Consider the following 18,689-nt stretch of genomic DNA (forward strand, 5'->3'; position numbering starts at 1 on the left):
CTCGCACTACTCGGACTGTCCCTGTCCTCGCCCTTCGGGCCATCGTCGCTTGGCTCCGATGTTCAACTTTGCTCCAGGCAAAGTTGTCGCCTGCGGGAAAGCGGCGCTTTCACTTCGAGGCTCACCCACCACGCTGCGCGTGTGGCATGGTGCCGGCCGTCTCTACGCGACCCGCCTGCGGCGGTCCCAATCCGCTCCTGACGGATGTGACGCAGCTTCGTTAACTTCACATGGCGAGAACAAACCAGTCGCTGCCGCAGGCAGCGTCCTTCCCCTGTGAGAGTAGGGCGAAGTGCCGATAGCACTGGCTCAGGCCGGCAGCGCGAAGGGCTTGGCCCTGGGTTGGTCCCAGAAACTCTCGGCTATCGTTGTAAGCTGCTCCATTTTAAAAAAGCTGTCCTCTCCTTAAAAATATCCCTGGTGCTTGCAGCAGCACTTATTCCGCCTACCTAACTGCCTAACCTCAAAGGTATTGATGTGATGCAGTGCATTGTTATGAAAAGGATAAATATTCGACGCAGGGGTTCCTCTACTACACTGACCATGCACCGCTAAGAGGAATGGACAATGCAGTTACAAGAGTTTTTCGACAAACCCCATCTGCTTCCCAATATTCCGGAAGTCGTTCAGGATCTTATTGCCACTTTCAACGATCCGGACCCGGATATCTTTCGCATCATCGACGATCTGAGCCGCGATCCTGTGCTTTCGGCCAAGGTGCTGCGGCTGGCCAACTCTTCCCGTTTTGGTGGGGTTAGGGAAATTGCGTCGGTGAAGGAGGCCTCTATTCGCCTGGGGTTGGAGCGCCTGCGCACCTTGGTGATTGCCTCGGGGCTTATCTCGGCGACAACGGGGCTGCCGGGGATCGATCTCAAGAAATTTTGGGAAAACAGCTTTTTAACTGCCGAGCTTTGCCGGCAATTGGCAGTATCGGCAGGCTTACCGGCCGAGCAGCAGTTTACCTGCGGCATGCTCCACGATATTGGCCTGTTGATCCTGGTGGTCTCGCACCCCAAAGAAGCGGACGACATCATGGCGCTGACTTCCCGCCAGGGTCGGGTCAAGGCTGAGCAGGCGGTGCTTGGGTTTACCAGTGCCGAAATCGGAGCCGAACTGGCTCGCCGCTGGCAGTTCCCCTTGACCGTGGTGAACGGTCTCAAACATCAGTTTTCTCCCCTGAACGGTGATTTTTCACCCGAAGCGGCGCTGGTTTACCTCAGCACCTGGCTGGTGGAGCAGGGCGGTGGCGCTGATGCTCGCCCCGAATGGTCCGAAAACCTAGCCATGACCTTGGGCGTTCAGCTGCGTAAGGGCGATGAGCCACCGCCGTCCTGGCCGGAACAAGTGGCCAAGAAAGTGGGGCTAGACTGGCCGGCGCTGGTCTCGGCGCAAGAAGCGGTAGCCCGTGACGGCAGCCCTTTCCTGATGGCCGTATAAAAAGAAAGCAAACAGTTGGTTTTGGTGTGAAAAGCCCTTTACCTCCAAGCGCGAGTCGATATAATTGCACTCGCTTTACAGGGGCGTAGTTCAATTGGTAGAGCGTCGGTCTCCAAAACCGAAAGTTGGGGGTTCGAGTCCCTCCGCCCCTGCCAAATTAGAGAAAAAGCCCGCTCATTCGAGCGGGCTTTTTCTTTTCCCGGCGGGCCAAGCCTTTTACACTCAAAAGCCCTTCATCATCGGATAGGCCTCGTGGATTACCTGCAGCAACTGGGGCTGGTCAAGTACCGGCTCAAAAGCCCCCATGACGACCCTTCACTGCTTGGCGTCAGTTTCTCTTTGACTGACGAGAGCCGCCGTTTTTGCCAAGCAGTGGCCGACGCGCTGGGGCTGAACCTGGTGGAAGGCGCCGCCATGCTGCATTGGGCTCCCGATGGCGACATCACTCTAGATCCCCAGCTTTGTCTGGCCTCGGCCGACGCCAAACGCCAGCTCTGGCAACAGCTCTACAGCTTATATGACGTTCAGCACAGCAAGCCCGGCTGATCTGCCGGCACTGCAGTTTATCGAAAGCCATCAGGACTACCCCTGGAGCGAGACGCAGCTTGCCAGCTGCTTTGGCGAGGGCTACCGGGTGCGCCTGTTGTGGCAAGACAACCTGACGGTGGGCTTTTCCATCTGCCAGCGGGTGCTGGATGAAAGTACCCTGTTCAACATCTGTGTATTGCCGGCCTGCCGCGGGCTGGGCTTTGGCAAGCTTTTGATGGATGACCTTATTGTCGAGGCCAGGGCGGCTGGCGACAGCGCCATTTTTCTGGAAGTACGGGCCAGTAACAGCGAGGCCATCGGCCTTTATCGGCGCATGGGGTTTGAAGAAGTAGGGCGCCGCAAAGGCTATTACCCCACGGTATCGACCAGGGAAGACGCTCTGGTTATGCGCTTTAGTCTGGACAAGGTATAATCCGCGGCTACGTTTTTGACAGTTGGTGAGTAGCTCATGTCCATCCCTGCCGAGGTCGCCAAGCGCCGAACCTTCGCCATTATCAGTCACCCCGACGCCGGTAAGACCACCATCACCGAGAAGGTGTTGCTGTTCGGGCAGGCCATCCAGAAAGCCGGTACCGTCAAAGGCCGCGGCTCAGGCCAGCACGCCAAATCTGACTGGATGGAGATGGAAAAGGAGCGGGGCATTTCCGTGACTACCTCGGTGATGCAGTTCCCCTACCGCCAAAGCCTGGTGAACCTGCTGGACACCCCCGGCCACGAAGACTTCTCCGAAGATACCTACCGTACCCTGACGGCAGTGGACTCGTGCCTGATGGTGATCGACTCTGCCAAAGGTGTTGAAGACCGTACCATCAAGCTGATGGAGGTCACCCGGCTGCGCGACACTCCCATCCTCACCTTCATGAACAAGATGGACCGCGAAATTCGCGACCCCATGGAGCTGATGGATGAAGTCGAGAACGTACTGAAGATCCGCTGCGCGCCTATTACTTGGCCTATTGGTTGCGGCAAAGGCTTTAAGGGCGTTTACCACATCGCCAATGACGAAATCATTCTCTACAAGTCGGGCCAGGGCCACACCATTCAAGAACGTAAAGTCATCAAAGGCCTCGATAACCCTGAGCTGGATACCCTGCTTGGGGGAGATGCCCAGGATCTGCGCGACGAGCTTGAATTGGTACAAGGCGCCTCCAACGAGTTTGAATTGGACGCCTTCTTAAAAGGCGAGCTGACCCCGGTGTTCTGGGGTACTGCGCTGGGTAACTTCGGTGTTGACCATATGCTGGACGGTCTCACCGACTGGGCGCCCACCCCGCAGCCGCGCCAGAGTGATGAGCGCCAGGTTACCGCCACCGATGAGGGCTTCTCCGGCTTCGTCTTTAAAATTCAGGCCAACATGGACCCCAAACACCGGGACCGTGTCGCCTTCTTGCGTATTGTCTCCGGCAAGTACCAGAAGGGCATGAAGATGCACCATGTGCGCATCGGCAAAGATGTAAACATCGCCGACGCCCTGACCTTTATGGCAGGGGATCGCGCTGCTGTGGAAGAAGCCTATCCGGGCGATATTATCGGCCTGCACAACCATGGCACCATCCAAATCGGTGACACCTTCACCCAGGGCGAGAAAATGAAGTTCACCGGTATTCCGAACTTCGCCCCTGAACTGTTCCGCCGCATCCGCCTCAAAGATCCGCTCAAGCAAAAGCAGCTTCTAAAAGGCCTGGTGCAGCTGTCCGAAGAGGGCGCCGTGCAGGTGTTCCGCCCCATCGACAACAACGACCTTATCGTTGGCGCCGTGGGTGTGCTGCAGTTTGACGTGGTGGTGGCGCGCCTCAAGGCTGAATACAACGTCGAGGCCATTTACGAGGCCATCAACGTGGCCACCGCCCGCTGGGTGGAATGTAAAGATGCCAAAAAGCTGGACGAGTTCGAGCGTAAGTGTTCCTTGAACCTGGCCCTCGACGGCGGCGACAACCTCACCTATATCGCGCCGACCATGGTCAATTTGAACCTGACCGCCGAGCGTTACCCGGATATCATCTTCCATAAGACCCGGGAACACTAACGGAGAGCCCCGCGTTGCGGGGCTTTTTTATGCTTATCGACAGCCATTGCCACATCGATTTTGACGAACTGGCGCCCCTGGGGCCGCTGCTGGATGCCTGCCGCCAGGCCGGAGTCGAGGCGCTGGTGGTGCCTGGAGTCAGCCTGGCGTACCTTGAGCGGCCCTGGCAACTGAGCCGGCAGTACCCCATGCTGTGGCCGGCCGCGGGCTTTCACCCCTGGTATTTGCCAGAGCAGCAAGGGGCCTTCGGCGTGCTGGACGACTTTGCTCGCCGCCACAGCGGTGACTTGGTGGCCATCGGCGAGGCGGGGCTCGATAAATTTAAAGGGCCTGATGCCGCCACTCAGGAATGGTGGCTGGCGCGCCAGTTGGAGCTGGCCCAGGCCCTTGATAAACCCATTATCCTGCACAGCGTCGGCACTCATGCCCGGCTGACCGCCATCCTCAAGCAATACCCTGGGGTACGGGGGGTTATTCATGCCTTCTCCGGCAGCAGCGAGCAGGCCAGGGAATTTGTGAAACTGGGGTTTTATCTAGGAGTTGGCGGCGTTGTAACGAGGGCGAGCGCCAATAAAACCCGCGATGCGCTTCGCACCGTTCCCCACAAGTGGTTGCTGCTGGAAACCGATGCCCCGTCCATGCTCCCCGAGGGATTAGCGGGCACACATAACAGTCCTGTGAATTTACCCTTTATTCACAAGGCGTTATCTGAAACTCTCCAGGCTGACCCTAACGCCTTGGCGCTAACTCTCAGCGCCAATGCTAGGCGTCTTTTCCAAGGGCGTTGAAACGGGATAAGGCTCAAGAAAAGGGCCGGGCCGGCTGGGCAACCCCGGCCCTTTCGATATAATGCGCGCGACCTGTTCGTCAGTAACAGGACTATTAAAAATGCTTTTTCGAGGAATGGTGGCTTCATGAATATTCTGATGGGTCTGGTGGGGATAGTTACCCTGCTTGCCATCGCTGTGCTGTTGTCTGACAACCGTAAGGCGATCAAATTGCGCACCGTCGGCGGTGCCTTCGCCATCCAGGCCGCCTTTGCCGCCCTGGTGCTCTACGTACCCTTTGGTAAGGATTTGCTGCAAGGCGTTTCCAGTGGCGTGCAGGCGGTCATTGATGCCTCCCAACAGGGTATCTCCTTCCTGTTCGGCGGCCTGGTGTCGCCCAAGATGTTTGCAGTGTTCGGTGATGGCGGCTTTGTCTTTGCGCTGCGGGTGTTGCCGATCATCGTGTTTTTCTCTTCCCTTATCGCCGTGCTCTATTACCTGGGGGTGATGAGCTGGGTGATCAACATCATCGGTGGCGCCCTGCAAAAGGCCCTCGGCACCTCGCGCCCTGAGTCGTTGTCGGCCACTGCCAACATCTTCGTTGGCCAGACCGAAGCACCTTTGGTGGTGCGGCCCTTTATCGCCAAGATGACCCAATCGGAGCTCTTTGCGATCATGGTCGGCGGCCTGGCGTCGGTGGCTGGCTCGGTGCTGGCCGGCTACGCCCAGATGGGGGTAGAGCTTAAATACCTGATTGCCGCGTCCTTTATGGCGGCTCCCGGCGGCTTGCTGATGGCCAAGATCATCAAGCCCGAGACCGAGACCCCCAACCAGAACCTAGAGCAGGTACTGGAAGACAACGACGATGCCCCGGCCAACGTCATCGACGCCGCCGCCAGTGGCGCCTCTGCTGGCCTGCAACTGGCCCTTAACGTTGGTGCCATGCTGCTGGCCTTTATCGGCCTGATTGCGCTGGTCAACATTCTGCTGGGCGGCATTGGCGGCTGGTTCGGTATGCCAGAGCTGTCGCTGCAATTGGTGCTGGGCTATGTCTTTGCGCCCCTGGCGTTTTTGATTGGTGTGCCTTGGCACGAGGCGGTGACCGCCGGCTCCTTTATCGGCCAGAAGCTGGTGTTGAACGAGTTTGTGGCTTACGTGAGTTTCCTCGACCAAGCCAAGGCTCTGTCTGGCCATACCCAGGCCATTATCACCTTTGCCCTGTGCGGTTTTGCCAATCTGTCCTCCATCGCCATCCTGCTGGGCGGCCTTGGCGGTATGGCACCGACCCGGCGCCACGACATTGCCCGCATGGGTATCAAGGCGGTTATTGCCGGTTCGCTCTCCAACCTGATGAGCGCCACCCTGGCCGGGCTCTTTCTGGCCCTGGGCACCCTGTAACAGCCCGGGTTGATGTTAAGAAAAAGAGGAGCTTTGGCTCCTCTTTTTTTATGCTTGAGTTAATGCTCACTACCGAGTTTGAGCCTTGTCTCGTTTGGTTTGTTTTTTCCTGATAATGCCCTTGCAGCGCACCGCCGATTTCTTTTAAATCCCGGCCGGCTTCATACCGGCCCCATTGGCCGGTTCTCGTAATAGCGTGACTTGCAGGACAATTTGATGAAACTGACCAGACAGCTGCTTGCTGTGATGTTGGCCAGTGGCACCTTTGGTGCCCAAGCAACCGAAGGCGTCGGCGACCTTCACAGCGCCGACCACAAGTGGTTGAGCTTCAACCTGATGCACAGTGAAGACAACCGCCTTCCTTTTCAAAACCACAAAGACACCTACCTGGAGATAGAATTCGGCGGCCGCTCCGGCATCCTCGATCTCTACGGCTATGTGGATCTGTTCGATATCCTCGACGACGGCAGCGACGACAGAAGCGGCGGTGACAACCTCTACGCCAAGATAGTGCCGCGCTTTTCCCTCAACGCCATCAGCGGCCGGGATTTGTCCTTCGGCCCGGTAAAAGAGCTGTACCTTGCCACCGAATTTAATATCGGTGACAGCAGCGGCGATAACGGCGGGCTGTGGAGTCAGTATCTGGGCCTTGGCAGCGATATCGAGGTGCCCTGGTTCGGGAAGATGGGCCTTAACCTCTACGCCCGCTATGTGCGGGAAAACTACGGCAACGCCAACGAGAAAAAGTGGGACGGCTACAAGGTCTCTACCAACTGGTTCAAACCGGTGCACCGCTTTGCCAGCGGCGACTTCATCGCCTACCAGGGGTATCTCGATTACCAGTTCGGCGCCAGCAAGATTGGCCGCGTCCCCGGTTACAGCCCCAACAGTACCGAGTGGTTTAACGGCATCTACTACCACAGTGCTCATTACGCCGTGGGCTATGGCCTGAAGTACTACAACAACATGGCGTTCTTCAAAGACAACGCCGAGGCAACCGGCGTACGCCAGGACACCTCCGGTTTTGGCCATTACCTGAGCCTTAACTACCTGTTCTAAAAAAGCCCTCTTCGGAGGGCTCTTATGTGCCTGTTCGGCGCCGCAGTATCGTCTTTTGCTGCATTCTGGCATACTCACGACGCCCAAAAATGGGCGCAATAAGCAATGGCGAGGGAAAATGGATTTTCCGACCAGTCTAGAATCTTCACGGAACCAAGTCCGCCCCCGTTGGCCTCGTCGAGGCTGTGTTTTTTCAGGTGCCCGGTTGGGTTTGTTCGGCTTTTTTGGCTTCGCCGAACCCCCGTATTGCCCGGTGCCATGACTAGGGGACAAACCCATGACTGACCTGCAAACCGCTGCCCGCCAGGCCCTTGGCCTGATGGATCTCACCACCCTCAACGACAACGACACCGACGCCAAAGTGGTGGCCCTGTGCCACGACGCCGTCACCCCTGTGGGTAACACCGCGGCCATTTGTATCTACCCGCGTTTTATCCCGGTGGCGCGCAAGACCCTGCGCGAACTGGGGGTGGAAGGCAAAGTGAAGATCGCCACCGTTACCAATTTCCCTCACGGCGGCGACGACATCGCCATTGCCGTCAGTGAAACCCGCGCCGCCGTGGCCTACGGCGCCGACGAAGTGGATGTGGTCTTTCCCTACCGCGCCCTGATGGCCGGTAACGAGCAAGTGGGTTTTGAGCTGGTTAAGGCCTGCAAAGAAGCCTGCGGCGAAGTACTGCTCAAAGTCATCATCGAAAGCGGCGAGCTTAAAGAGCCGGCCCTTATCCGCAAGGCCTCCGATATCGCCATTGCCGCCGGCGCCGACTTCATCAAGACCTCCACCGGCAAAGTGGCCGTTAACGCCACCTTGGAAGCAAGCGAAATCATGCTCACCGCCATCAAAGAAAGCGGCAAAGACATCAGCTTCAAGCCTGCCGGTGGCGTGCGCACCGCCGAAGACGCCGCCCAATACCTCGAGCTTGCTGAGCGCATCATGGGCCCGGGCTGGCTGAGCCCGGCGCATTTTCGCTTCGGCGCCTCCAGTCTCTTGGGGAGCCTGCTCGGCACCCTGGGTGTGTCTACCCAGGAGCAGCAAGAGGGCTACTGATGCTGGCGCAGGAAATCATCCGCAAAAAGCGCGATGGCCTGCCTTTGTCCAGCCAGGAACTGAGCTTCTTTGTGAACGGCATTCGTGACAACAAGGTCAGCGAGGGGCAGATCGCCGCGCTGGCCATGGCCATCTATTTCAACGATATGAGCCTGGACGAACGGGTGGCGCTGACCAGCGCCATGCGCGATTCGGGCACGGTGCTGCGCTGGGACGACCTTCATCTCCCCGGCCCGGTGCTGGATAAACATTCCACCGGCGGCGTGGGGGATTTGGTGTCTTTGGTGCTGGGGCCACTGGTGGCGGCCTGCGGCGGCTATGTGCCGATGATCTCCGGTCGGGGCCTTGGCCACACCGGTGGCACCCTCGACAAGCTCGAGGCCGTCCCCGGCTATAACGTTACCCCGAGCGACGCCCACTTTCGGCAATTGGTCAGGGATAACGGCATCGCCATTATCGGCCAAACCGGCAGCCTGGCCCCGGCCGACAAGCGCTTTTACGCCACCCGCGATATCAGCGCCACGGTGGAGTCTATCGCCCTTATCACCGCTTCCATCCTCTCCAAGAAACTGGCCTGTGGGCTGGACGCCCTGGTGATGGATGTCAAAGTCGGCTCTGGCGCCTTTATGCCGAGCTATGAAGACTCCAAAGCCCTGGCCCAATCCATTGTCGATGTAGCCAATGGCGCCGGTACCCGCACCCATGCGCTTTTAACCGACATGAACCAGGTGCTGGCCTCCAGCGCCGGTAACGCCGTGGAAATCGCCGAGACGGTGCGCTACCTCAAAGGCGAGGGCGCCAATGCGCGCCTTAACGAGGTGGTGATGGCCCTTGGCAGCGAGATGCTGATGCTCGGCAAGCTCGCCAAAGACGATACCGAGGCCAGAGCCAAGCTGAGCCAAGCCCTTGCCAGCGGCGCCGCCGCCGAGCGTTTTGCCAAAATGGTAAGTGCCCTTGGCGGCCCGGCCGATTTTCTTGAAAAAAGCGCCCGCTACCTGCCCAAGGCGCCCCTGAGCCGGGCCGTATACGCCAAGGGCGAAGGCGTGGTGAGCGCCATGGATACCCGAGCCCTTGGCCTGGCGGTGGTGGCTTTGGGCGGCGGGCGGCGCCAGGCGAGCGATGCCATCGACCACAGCGTGGGCCTGACCGAGCTTATCGGGCTGGGCCAAAGTACCGAGCAGCCCCTGGCGGTGGTTCATGGCCGCAGCGAAGCGGCCCTCGACGCGGCCGAAGCGGCGGTGCAAAGCGCCGTTACCCTGGGCCAGTATCAAGCCACGCCGGTGGTGTACGAGGTGGTGCGATGAAAAGGGCCATCGTTTTGGTGCTGGATTCCTTTGGCATCGGCGCTACCTCGGATGCCGGGCGCTTTGGCGACGAGGGCGCCGATACCCTGGGCGCCATCGCCCGTTACCGGGCCGCAGCGGGTAAGCCGCTGCAGCTACCCAACCTTGCGCGCCTGGGGCTTTTTCACGCCCATAGCGAAAGCGCCGGCAGCGTGGCGGCCGGGGTCAGCCTGCCTGTTGAGGTAACAGGCGCTTTTGGTTATGCCGAGGAGCTGTCGTCCGGTAAGGACACCCCCTCAGGGCATTGGGAAATCGCCGGGGTGCCGGTGCTCTTTGAGTGGGGCTATTTTCTCGATAAGGAAAACAGCTTTCCCCAAGCGCTGTTGGACGAACTGGTGGCAGGAGCGGCGCTGCCCGGCTACCTTGGCAACTGCCACGCCTCGGGTACCACCATCTTGGAAAAGCTCGGCCAGCAGCACATCGACAGCGGCAAACCTATCTTCTACACCTCGGCCGATTCGGTGTTCCAGATAGCCGCTCACGAACAGCATTTTGGCCTTGAGCGTCTTTATGCCCTTTGTGAGTTGGCGAGAGCGCGCCTGGCGCCCTACAATATCGGCCGCGTCATTGCCCGGCCCTTTGTGGGCTCGCTTGAAACCGGCTTTGAACGCACCGGCAAGCGCCGCGACTACGCCGTCGAGCCCCCCAGCCCCACAGTGCTGAACAAGCTGCTGGACGCCGGTGGCGAGGTGGTGTCGGTGGGCAAAATAGCGGATATCTATGCCAACAGCGGTATCAGCCGCAAGGTTAAGGCTACCGGCATCGATGCGCTGTTTGATGCCACCCTGGCCGAAGTGGCGCGGGCCGGTGACAACAGCCTGGTGTTTACCAACTTTGTGGATTTTGACTCCAGCTACGGCCACCGGCGCGACATTGCCGGTTATGCCGATGCCCTGGAGGCCTTTGATGCCAGGCTGCCCGAATTACAGGCCCAGCTCGGTGGTGACGATTTGTTAGTGTTAACCGCCGATCACGGCTGCGACCCAAGCTGGCCCGGTTCGGACCACACCCGGGAGCATATCCCGGTGCTGGCCAGCGGCGCTGGCCTGGTGCCGGGCAGCCTGGGTAAAAGACACAGCTTTGCCGATATCGGACAGTCCCTGGCGGCTTATTTTGGCTTGCCGGCCATGGACTTTGGGCAAAGCTTTATCGCAACAAGAAACGCTTTTGAGAGATAAAAAGGAACCGTTATGGCTACGCCGCACATTAATGCAAACCCGGGCGATTTCGCCGACGTAGTACTGATGCCGGGTGACCCCCTGCGCGCCAAGTACATCGCCGAAACCTTCTTGGAAGACGCGGTTGAAGTGAACAACGTCCGCAACATGCTGGGCTACACCGGTACCTACAAGGGCCGCCGTATCTCCGTGATGGGCCACGGCATGGGCATTCCCTCGGTGTCTATTTACGCCAAGGAATTGATCACCGAATTTGGCGTGAAAAAGCTGATCCGGGTCGGCTCCTGCGGCGCCATCAGCACCGACGTTAAAGTGCGCGACGTGATCATTGGGCTCGGTGCCAGCACCGATTCCAAGGTCAACCGCATGCGCTTTAAGGGCCACGATTTCGCCGCCCTGGCCGATTTTGACCTGGTGAAGAACGCCGTGGACGCCGCCGCCAACAAAGGCGTGGCGGTGCGAGTGGGCAACATCTTCTCTGCTGATCTCTTCTACAACCCCGATTTTTCCATGTTCGATGTCATGGAAAAGCACGGCATCCTGGGCGTAGAAATGGAAGCGGCTGGCCTTTATGGCGTGGCGGCGGAGTTTGGCGCCAAGGCGGTGTGTATCGTCACCGTGTCTGACCATATCCGCACCGGTGAAGAGACCACCGCCGAGGAGCGTCAGAACACCTTTAGCGAGATGATTGAGATTGCACTGGACTCAGTGCTGCTGGGCGACAAGGCCTAAGCCATCAAGCATCAAAAAAGGCGCCTTAGGGCGCCTTTTTTATCGCCGCACCACAAAGGCCAGCAACAGGCCCATGAAGATGGCCATCAGCAGCATCACCTTGAGGCTCTTGGCTACCTGGTGGCGGTAAGTGCGGGCGTTGTGCACCACCTGATCTTCCGACAGGGTGATGCGCAGGTATCCCAGCACCTGGTTGTCGGAGCGAATTTCCGAGACGTAGGGAATAAGGTGGTGCTCGTCGGCCTGCTGCAAGATGCCCAGCACGGTTTTGTCGCTGCCGCTTCGGGCCAGCACGGTGCCGGTGGCGTCATAAATGGCGGCGTCCAGCAGCTGCGGCTCTTTTGCCAGGCGGTCGGTCAAGCCGCCAAGGGCGGCGTCTTCCCCCTGGCTCATCAGTTGGCCGGCGGCATAGGCGGCCTGGGAGGTCAGGGCCCTTGCCATCACGCCTATCTGTTGGCGCTCAACCTCAAGACCGGCCTGAGCCAGGGTTTGCCAGCGCCAAAGCAGGGCGCCCAGCAGAGCCAGGGCCAGGGTTAGCGCGGTCAGGCGCAGCCAACGACGGCGCCGGCCAGGGAAAGTGGGTGTTGCCTTTTTCATCATGGCGCTATGATAGCCGCAGGACCCCCATTTGGAACAGCGCCTTGACTCAGCAGGTAATTTTTCACGTCCCCAGCGATATTTCCCTGACTCTTGCCATGCAGGCCCTGCCCCTCGCCGAGCGGCGCTTGCTGCCGGCCGAGCAGGGCCCGGCTTTTGTCGGCTCCAATGCCCTGACCCGCACCGCCTGGCCCCTGACCAAGGCAAGCCCGGTGCTGCGCCAAGCCAAGGTGCCCTTTCGTTGCCATGCGCCCGGCATCACCCTTGATAAGCTCACCGAGCTGCTGGCTGGCTGGGCCTGGAGTGAGCTTGGCTGGCGCCAGGCCGACACCTTCGACATCTGGTTTGAAAGCGCGCCGGATAAAGCCCAGTACCTGGAGCGGGCCGAGCACCTGGGCCTGGAACTGATGCCGGGGCCTTTTCCGTCGTTGGCCGAGCCTGGGCTGTTGATCATGGACATGGACTCCACCGCCATCGAAGGCGAGTGCATCGACGATATCGCCGAGCTGGCCGGTTGCGGCCAGGCGGTGGCAGAGGTCACTGCCAGAGCCATGCGCGGCGAGCTGGATTTTGCCCAGAGCCTCACCGAGCGGGTGGCCAAACTGGCGGCGACCCCCACCGAGGTGCTGGAAAAAGTGGCCGAGAACATCCGCTACACCCCCGGTATCGAAGGGCTGGTTAAACGGCTGCAAGAGGCCGGTTGGCAAACTGCCCTGGTCTCCGGCGGCTTTACCTTCTTTGCCCACCGGGTGCAGGAGCACCTGGGGCTCGATTGGGCCGAAGCCAACGTGCTGGAGATTGTTGACGGCAAGCTCTCTGGCAAGGTGCTGGGCACCATTGTCGATGCCGCCTTTAAAAAGACGATGCTGATGCGGCTGCGGGACCAGGCCGGTTTGCCGCCGGGGCAGGTGATTGCCCTGGGGGATGGCGCCAACGATCTGCTGATGCTGGGAGCAGCCGGGCTTGGGGTGGCCTACCACGGCAAACCCAAGGTGCGCCAGCAAGCAGGAGGCGCCATCGTTAGCCTGGACATGCAGGCGCTGCAGGCGATGCTGGAACCGGTCAGTGGCTGAGTCGCTCTTTGTTGAAAGCGCCGACGCCAAGTTGCACTTGCGCTGCTTTGGCCCAGAGCAAGGCTCGCCGGTGCTGCTACTTCATGGCGCCATCAGCAATGGCCGGGTGTTTTATTCAGACTCCGGCAAGGGCCTGGCGCCATTTTTGGGCGAGCAGGGCTTTCGCGCCTACGTGCTGGACCTTCGTGGCCGCGGCCAGAGCGAGCCTGTCATTGTCGCCGGCGCCAGCCATGGCCAGTTGGAAGCCATCCGCGACGACCTGCCCGCAGTGCAGCGTTTTATTCAAGGGCGCCACCCGAGCCAGCAAGTGCATTGGTTGGCCCATTCCTGGGGCGGGGTACTGATGGCCTCCACCCTGGCGCGCTTTCCCGCCCTTGCCGAGACGGTGGCCAGCCTGGTGTTTTTCGGCAGCAAACGCAGCATCCACAGCTGGAGCTTCGAGCGGCTACTCAAGGTAGAGCTGGTATGGAATCGCCTCGGGCCGCGCTGGGTGGCCAAGCACGGTTACCTGCCAGCCAGGGCCAAGAAAATCGGCGCCGATGATGAAACGGCGTCATCCCTGGCCGATTCTATCGCCTGGGTGAAAAAGGGCCCCTGGCGGGACCCGCAAGACGGGTTTGACTATGGCGAAGCTGCCGCCACGGTTTGCTGGCCAAGGCTTTGGCTGTTGGCCGGTAAAGGTGACAAGGCCCTTGGCAACCCCGCCGATGTGGCCCGCTTTCAGGCCGAAATGGGAGCGCCAGGGGAGCTGACGCTGCTGGCCAAAAGCACCGGCTTTCGCCGCGACTACAACCACCTCGACATGCTGGTGGGCCATGACGCGGCCACCGAGCTGTTCCCGCTGGTCAGTGCCTGGCTCAGTGGCCAGCCATCAGCTCGCTAAGGGCGGTAATGTCGGTCAGCTCTATCATCGCCACCGTGCTCCAAAGATCCGCCTCCAGGCGCTTGGCCCGGTGCAGGGCCTGGCGGCCGATGTAATTGAGCTCGTCCTGGATGTAGTGCATGTCCGGTTTGGGGGTGCGGGCCAGCTCCAGCAGCAGCACCATGGCGCTGCCTTTTTCCTTGGCCTGGTCCACAAAGCGCCGGGTTTCAATGCCCGGCAGCAACCGCTGCAGCCGGCTCATCACCGGCATTCCCGCGTTATCCAAGGCCACCAGCAACGACTGGCCGGCCAGCTGCTGCTGGCGCCAATCTTCCAGCAACTGGCGAAAATGCTGCAGGCTCATCAGGCTTTCCAGCGCCAGTTGGCCTTCACTTAGCTGACTGAGCTGGGCCAGCATCGCCGGTAGCGGTAAGGGGCTTTGCGGCAGGCCCAACCAGTGGGGCAGTACCCGGCCGTTTTCCTTTTGCACGAAGATGCAGCAGGGCAGGGCCGAGGCCACCAGGCTTTGGCGCAGAACCCGGGCGATGGCGAAGGTGGCTTCGTCTTCTTCGAGCATTTGCAGGCGCCCTTCGTTGGCGGCGATCAATTGCTTGAAAAAACGTTTGGCCGGGTGGGCCTGGCCAGTATTTTGCACCATCAGGTGGGCCCGCTGGTGCTTGGCGTCAAAGTGCACCAGCCGGTAGGGCAGTTTCATCAGATCAAAGCGGCTGGAGAGCTTTTGCAGCTTGGGCAGGGCTAAGTCCATGTCGTTAGGCAGGCCGTCGATAGGCTGGGGGAAGGTCAGGCACAGGCCCTGGGTGGAAAAGTCGCTCATTTCGGCGTCGATATTCTTGCCGTCCACATAGAGCTGCACCGGGGTTTTGTAGCGATAGCGCGGCTCGATGCGCATGTCGTTAAAGCGCATGGCGATGCACTGCACCCCGGGTTGCCACTGGATGCAAAACGGCGCCAGCTGGTTCGGATCCTGGCCTGGGTCTGGCTTTTGCAGGCAGGCCTCGGTCAACCACTGCTGGGTGACGTCGCGCAGTAGCGCCAGCACCTTGAGCTGGCTTAGCTCTTGGGGTGGGGCGGGCAGAGGGGTGTCAGTGAGCATCAGCTCGCTGCCCGGCTTTTGCTCCTGGACCTCGGTGTTGACCTCGGTGTGGAACAGGTTGAGTTTTAGCACCTGCCAGCCCGGCTTGGTAACGGCAAAGCGCAGGAAACCTTCAAGCAGGCCCTGTTCGCGAAGGTGGTCTACCTCGGCGGCAAAATGAAAAACCTTGCCTTGCTGGCGGTGCTCAAAGCGCAGCAGATAGGTCTCACGCTGATGCTCTGGGCGGGCCAGCAGCGGCGCCATGCACCGGGGCGACAATAGCTGTGGCAGCAGGCTTTGCTCGTCTTTAAAAAGTTGGTGCTGCAGGTGGCGGTTATGTTGGGTGGTCAGGCAATAGCGAGCCTTGAAGCTGCCGTCTAAAAACACTGGCAAGGCCGAAGAGTGATTCAGCAGCATCTGCTCAAAGCCCCTTGCCAAGGTGCTTTCCTGCACGTGGCGGATATCGAGCTTGTAGCGGCGCTGGTGTTGGTCGATAAGGGCGTCAATCAGGCTTCTGACAAAGCTGTCGGGGTCTTTTAGCTTGAGTTTGACCTTGTTGTCTTGCTGGGAAATAAACTGGTAGGTCAGGGCCGGCCAGGGGCGGTTGTTGGCATCGGTGAGCTTGGGGAAGGTCAGCTCCACATCGGCTTCAGGGTTGATGTAGGCGTTCTGTGCCAGGTTCACCTGCACACCACCGGCGGAAATGTCGGTGGTGGAGCCGCGCAGTTCGGTGTTGCCGCCCTGGCTTATCAGCACCGGCGTGGCAAAATGCATGCGCTCGCTGTCGCGGCTTAGGCTATTGCCAAAGGGCACCAGTTCCAGCCAGTGGGTGTCGTCTTCTTCCTCGGCGTCTTGGCTAAGCTGCCTGGCCGAGAGAGCATAGCGGTCTATGTCCTCGTAAATGGCCATGGTATAACGGCCGGCAAATTCCTTGAGGCCGGCCTCGAAGATGCGCCTGGCGCCTTCGTCCATGTAGTGGGTCTGGCCTTTATGCTCAACCAACTGGCAGCGTTTGATACCCTTGGGGCGCAGGTCAATCACCCGTTGGCAGGGCGCCGCCACCCGGCGCAGTTCCATGCGCAACAAAAAGCGGGTATTGGTGTCTTCGCCTTCGGTTAATTGATTAAACAGGGCCTCGAACTCCGGCTCGCCCACCAGGGCGCGGAGTTGGCTGATAATGGGATGATTGGATACATCCTTGAATTCAGAACGGATTTCGAACACAGAAAAGACGCTGGAACCAGTATTACGTCCATTATGTGGCGCCGCAGCAGGGCTGTCGAGTCGGCCGGTAACAATGATGTTAAGAGGATCTCATGGCGAAACGTAAAACCGCCTACGTTTGCAGCGATTGCGGTGCCGATTTTCCACGCTGGCAAGGCCAGTGCAGTGAATGCGGCGCCTGGAACACCATCAGTGAGATGCGCCTGGCCCCGGCGCCGTCGGGCCCGGCCAGCCGCACCGGTTATGCCGGCGCCACCACCGCCCAGGTAACCACCCTGGCTGAGGTAGATTTAACCGAGCTGCCCCGTATTCACAGTGGTTTTGGCGAGCTGGACCGGGTGCTGGGCGGCGGTATAGTGCCGGGCTCGGCGGTGCTGATTGGCGGCCACCCCGGCGCCGGTAAATCCACCTTGCTGCTGCAAACCATGTGCGGCTTGGCCGAAACCATGCCCACCCTTTATGTCACCGGCGAGGAGTCCTTGCAGCAGGTGGCGATGCGCGCCAAGCGCCTGGGGCTGCCTAACGGCAAGCTCAAGATGCTTACCGAAACCAGCATTGAAACCATCATGGCTATCGCCGAGCAGGAAAAGCCCAAGGTGATGGTGATTGACTCCATCCAGGTGATGCACATGGCCGACATCCAGTCGGCGCCGGGTTCGGTGTCCCAGGTTCGTGAATCGGCGGCTTATCTCACCCGCTTTGCCAAGCAGAACAATGTGGCCATCATCATGGTGGGCCACGTTACCAAAGACGGCACCCTGGCCGGCCCCAAGGTGCTGGAGCACTGCATTGACTGCTCGATTTTACTGGAAGGGGACAGCGATTCTCGTTTTCGTACCCTGCGTGGCCAGAAAAACCGCTTTGGCGCCGTCAACGAGCTGGGGGTCTTTGCCATGACCGGCCAGGGCCTCAAGGAAGTGTCCAACCCGTCGGCCATCTTCTTGCAACGGGCCGAGGAGCAGGCGCCGGGCTCTATCGTTATGGTGATCTGGGAAGGTACCCGGCCGCTGCTGGTGGAATTGCAGGCCCTGGTGGATGCCTCGCCTTTGAATAACCCGCGCCGGGTGGCGGTGGGCCTGGAGCAAAACCGCTTATCGATGCTGCTGGCGGTGATGCACCGCCATGGCGGTTTGCAGATGTCAGACCAAGACGTGTTTGTCAACGTGGTGGGCGGGGTGCGGGTAAGCGAAACCAGCGCAGACCTCGCCATGCTGCTGGCCATGGTGTCGAGCTTTCGCAATAAGGTGTTACCTCGGGATATGGTGATCTTCGGGGAAGTGGGCTTGTCCGGGGAAATTCGCCCGGTGCCCTCGGGCTCTGAGCGCCTTAACGAAGCGGCCAAACACGGTTTTACCCGCGCCATTGTGCCCAAGGGCAATGTACCCAAGACCTTACCCAAAGGCATGGAGGTGATAGGGGTAACCAAACTCGCGGAGGCCCTGGAGGCCTTGATGTGAAAAAGCCGCCCATCGGGCGGCTTTTTTAGTGGTGCAGTTGGCTGTCGATAAGGTTGCCGAGGTTTCGCTCCAACAGCTCGGGGTTGCCGAGGTTGAGTTCTACCAGACGGCGCAGCCGACTGGCCGATTCCACGTCCATTTCGTTAACCAGCAAGTGCAGGCGCCCCTCGCTGGTGCCCACCAGGGTGCAGCTCAGGCGGATGTCGTCGCCTACGTCATCCAGGGCCAAGGTCAGTTGGCAATACTCACCGATGCGGGCTGGCCAATGGCCAGGCCGGGTGACCAGGGCACCTTTGAGAGACAAGTCCTGAACCTCGGTGGCCCAGCACTGGCTGCCAAGGCAGAGGCTGGCGGTGCGCTGGAACGGAATACGGGTAAAGTCGCGGCGATCTTCAGTCACCATTGGTCCTCCCACAAGGTAAAACAATCGCGGTACAGCCAGTTGGTCGAGCCAAGATAGAGGGCGGCCATGCGTTTGAGGTGGCCGGAAGAATCGGCACAGATCTTCAGGCACTCCATCCCCAGGCGTTCCCCTTCCAGATAGCGCACCTGGGTGTGCATCTGAATAAAGGCATCGCCCTCGGGCAGGCGCAGACTCAAAGTGGCGTGATCGCCCAGCAGGAGATCGGAAGGAAGGGCGCCGCAGACCACGGCACCTTGCAACGAGAGATCGAGAAGGGTGAAATCCCAGCAGCGCTCGCCTTTGCAGATACGTACTGGCGTATTGCCAACAAATTGGATGAAACGACTTCGCTCAACCATGGCTGTGTTCCGTTTTAGGTTGCCTAAGTATAGAAGCGACCAATAAAAATGCCGCCTGAAGGCGGCATTTGTTTAGCCATGGCT

18 protein-coding genes and 1 tRNA gene are annotated in these 18,689 nt (G+C 59.8%); 15 read left to right on the plus strand and 4 right to left on the minus strand.

Going from position 1 to position 18,689, the window contains the following annotated elements:
• The first annotated feature begins 567 nt into the window (after positions 1 to 567).
• The 12 genes from EDC28_RS19195 (at position 568) to deoD (ending at position 11,537) form a co-directional block, all read left to right on the plus strand.
• Positions 568 to 1,437 carry an HDOD domain-containing protein gene (locus EDC28_RS19195; RefSeq protein WP_050660200.1) on the plus strand — a complete coding sequence of 290 codons (870 nt, stop codon included), beginning with the start codon at positions 568 to 570 and terminating at the stop codon, positions 1,435 to 1,437.
• 79 nt (positions 1,438 to 1,516) lie between these two features.
• Positions 1,517 to 1,592: transfer RNA gene (locus tag EDC28_RS19200), tRNA-Trp, on the plus strand.
• 97 nt (positions 1,593 to 1,689) lie between these two features.
• Complete coding sequence (locus EDC28_RS19205) at positions 1,690 to 1,983, plus strand: hypothetical protein (protein WP_123422691.1); 294 nt, start codon at positions 1,690 to 1,692, stop codon at positions 1,981 to 1,983.
• Positions 1,955 to 2,398: a ribosomal protein S18-alanine N-acetyltransferase gene (gene rimI, locus EDC28_RS19210; RefSeq protein ID WP_123422692.1), complete on the plus strand. Its 444-nt coding sequence runs from the start codon at positions 1,955 to 1,957 to the stop codon at positions 2,396 to 2,398. Before EDC28_RS19205 ends, rimI begins: the two co-directional genes overlap by 29 nt.
• Positions 2,399 to 2,434: 36 nt before the next feature.
• Positions 2,435 to 4,012 (plus strand): peptide chain release factor 3, encoded by a 1,578-nt coding sequence (gene prfC, locus EDC28_RS19215; RefSeq protein ID WP_050660203.1) that lies wholly within the window; start codon positions 2,435 to 2,437, stop codon positions 4,010 to 4,012.
• A gap of 29 nt (positions 4,013 to 4,041) precedes the next feature.
• On the plus strand, positions 4,042 to 4,800 hold the full coding sequence (locus EDC28_RS19220) for a TatD family hydrolase (protein ID WP_148049882.1): 759 nt from the start codon (positions 4,042 to 4,044) through the stop codon (positions 4,798 to 4,800).
• A gap of 126 nt (positions 4,801 to 4,926) precedes the next feature.
• The gene (locus tag EDC28_RS19225; protein WP_123422693.1) at positions 4,927 to 6,177 is read left to right on the plus strand and encodes a NupC/NupG family nucleoside CNT transporter; all 1,251 of its coding nucleotides are present in this window, start codon (positions 4,927 to 4,929) and stop codon (positions 6,175 to 6,177) included.
• Positions 6,178 to 6,393: 216 nt separating this feature from the next.
• Positions 6,394 to 7,236 carry an outer membrane protein OmpK gene (locus EDC28_RS19230; protein ID WP_123422694.1) on the plus strand — a complete coding sequence of 281 codons (843 nt, stop codon included), beginning with the start codon at positions 6,394 to 6,396 and terminating at the stop codon, positions 7,234 to 7,236.
• A 277-nt stretch (positions 7,237 to 7,513) separates the two neighbouring features.
• Positions 7,514 to 8,284, plus strand: coding sequence for a deoxyribose-phosphate aldolase (gene deoC / locus EDC28_RS19235; protein WP_050660207.1), 771 nt, complete (start codon positions 7,514 to 7,516; stop codon positions 8,282 to 8,284).
• Positions 8,281 to 9,588: a thymidine phosphorylase gene (gene deoA / locus EDC28_RS19240; protein WP_123422695.1), complete on the plus strand. Its 1,308-nt coding sequence runs from the start codon at positions 8,281 to 8,283 to the stop codon at positions 9,586 to 9,588. Before deoC ends, deoA begins: the two co-directional genes overlap by 4 nt.
• Positions 9,585 to 10,805 (plus strand): phosphopentomutase, encoded by a 1,221-nt coding sequence (locus EDC28_RS19245; RefSeq protein WP_123422696.1) that lies wholly within the window; start codon positions 9,585 to 9,587, stop codon positions 10,803 to 10,805. The genes deoA and EDC28_RS19245 overlap by 4 nt, the downstream gene beginning before the upstream one ends.
• 12 nt (positions 10,806 to 10,817) lie before the next feature.
• Positions 10,818 to 11,537 (plus strand): purine-nucleoside phosphorylase, encoded by a 720-nt coding sequence (deoD, locus tag EDC28_RS19250; protein WP_050660210.1) that lies wholly within the window; start codon positions 10,818 to 10,820, stop codon positions 11,535 to 11,537.
• Positions 11,538 to 11,576: 39 nt separating this feature from the next.
• Here the strand turns inward: deoD and EDC28_RS19255 are convergent, their stop codons facing one another.
• Complete coding sequence (locus tag EDC28_RS19255; RefSeq protein ID WP_050660211.1) at positions 11,577 to 12,134, minus strand: AhpA/YtjB family protein; 558 nt, start codon at positions 12,132 to 12,134, stop codon at positions 11,577 to 11,579.
• A gap of 44 nt (positions 12,135 to 12,178) precedes the next feature.
• Here EDC28_RS19255 and serB point away from each other — a divergent pair, with 44 nt between their 5' ends.
• Together serB and EDC28_RS19265 are read left to right on the plus strand one after the other, a co-directional pair.
• Positions 12,179 to 13,207 (plus strand): phosphoserine phosphatase SerB, encoded by a 1,029-nt coding sequence (gene serB, locus EDC28_RS19260; protein WP_123422697.1) that lies wholly within the window; start codon positions 12,179 to 12,181, stop codon positions 13,205 to 13,207.
• The gene (locus EDC28_RS19265) at positions 13,200 to 14,090 is read left to right on the plus strand and encodes an alpha/beta fold hydrolase (protein ID WP_123422698.1); all 891 of its coding nucleotides are present in this window, start codon (positions 13,200 to 13,202) and stop codon (positions 14,088 to 14,090) included. The genes serB and EDC28_RS19265 overlap by 8 nt, the downstream gene beginning before the upstream one ends.
• Here EDC28_RS19265 and EDC28_RS19270 read toward each other — a convergent pair.
• Entirely contained in the window at positions 14,065 to 16,386 is a 2,322-nt protein-coding gene (locus EDC28_RS19270; RefSeq protein WP_123422699.1) for a PilZ domain-containing protein, read from the minus strand. The two genes, EDC28_RS19265 and EDC28_RS19270, sit on opposite strands and share 26 nt — an antisense overlap.
• Positions 16,387 to 16,478: 92 nt before the next feature.
• Here EDC28_RS19270 and radA point away from each other — a divergent pair, with 92 nt between their 5' ends.
• Positions 16,479 to 17,843: a DNA repair protein RadA gene (radA, locus tag EDC28_RS19275; protein WP_123422700.1), complete on the plus strand. Its 1,365-nt coding sequence runs from the start codon at positions 16,479 to 16,481 to the stop codon at positions 17,841 to 17,843.
• A 25-nt stretch (positions 17,844 to 17,868) separates the two neighbouring features.
• Here radA and EDC28_RS19280 read toward each other — a convergent pair whose 3' ends face one another.
• Complete coding sequence (locus tag EDC28_RS19280) at positions 17,869 to 18,246, minus strand: PilZ domain-containing protein (RefSeq protein ID WP_123422701.1); 378 nt, start codon at positions 18,244 to 18,246, stop codon at positions 17,869 to 17,871.
• Positions 18,240 to 18,605 carry a PilZ domain-containing protein gene (locus tag EDC28_RS19285; protein WP_123422702.1) on the minus strand — a complete coding sequence of 122 codons (366 nt, stop codon included), beginning with the start codon at positions 18,603 to 18,605 and terminating at the stop codon, positions 18,240 to 18,242. The genes EDC28_RS19280 and EDC28_RS19285 overlap by 7 nt, the downstream gene beginning before the upstream one ends.
• Between the last annotated feature and the right edge of the window lie 84 nt (positions 18,606 to 18,689).

It is taken from the genome of Gallaecimonas pentaromativorans (assembly GCF_003751625.1).
In the GTDB taxonomy this organism is placed as follows: Bacteria; Pseudomonadota; Gammaproteobacteria; order Enterobacterales; family Gallaecimonadaceae; genus Gallaecimonas; species Gallaecimonas pentaromativorans.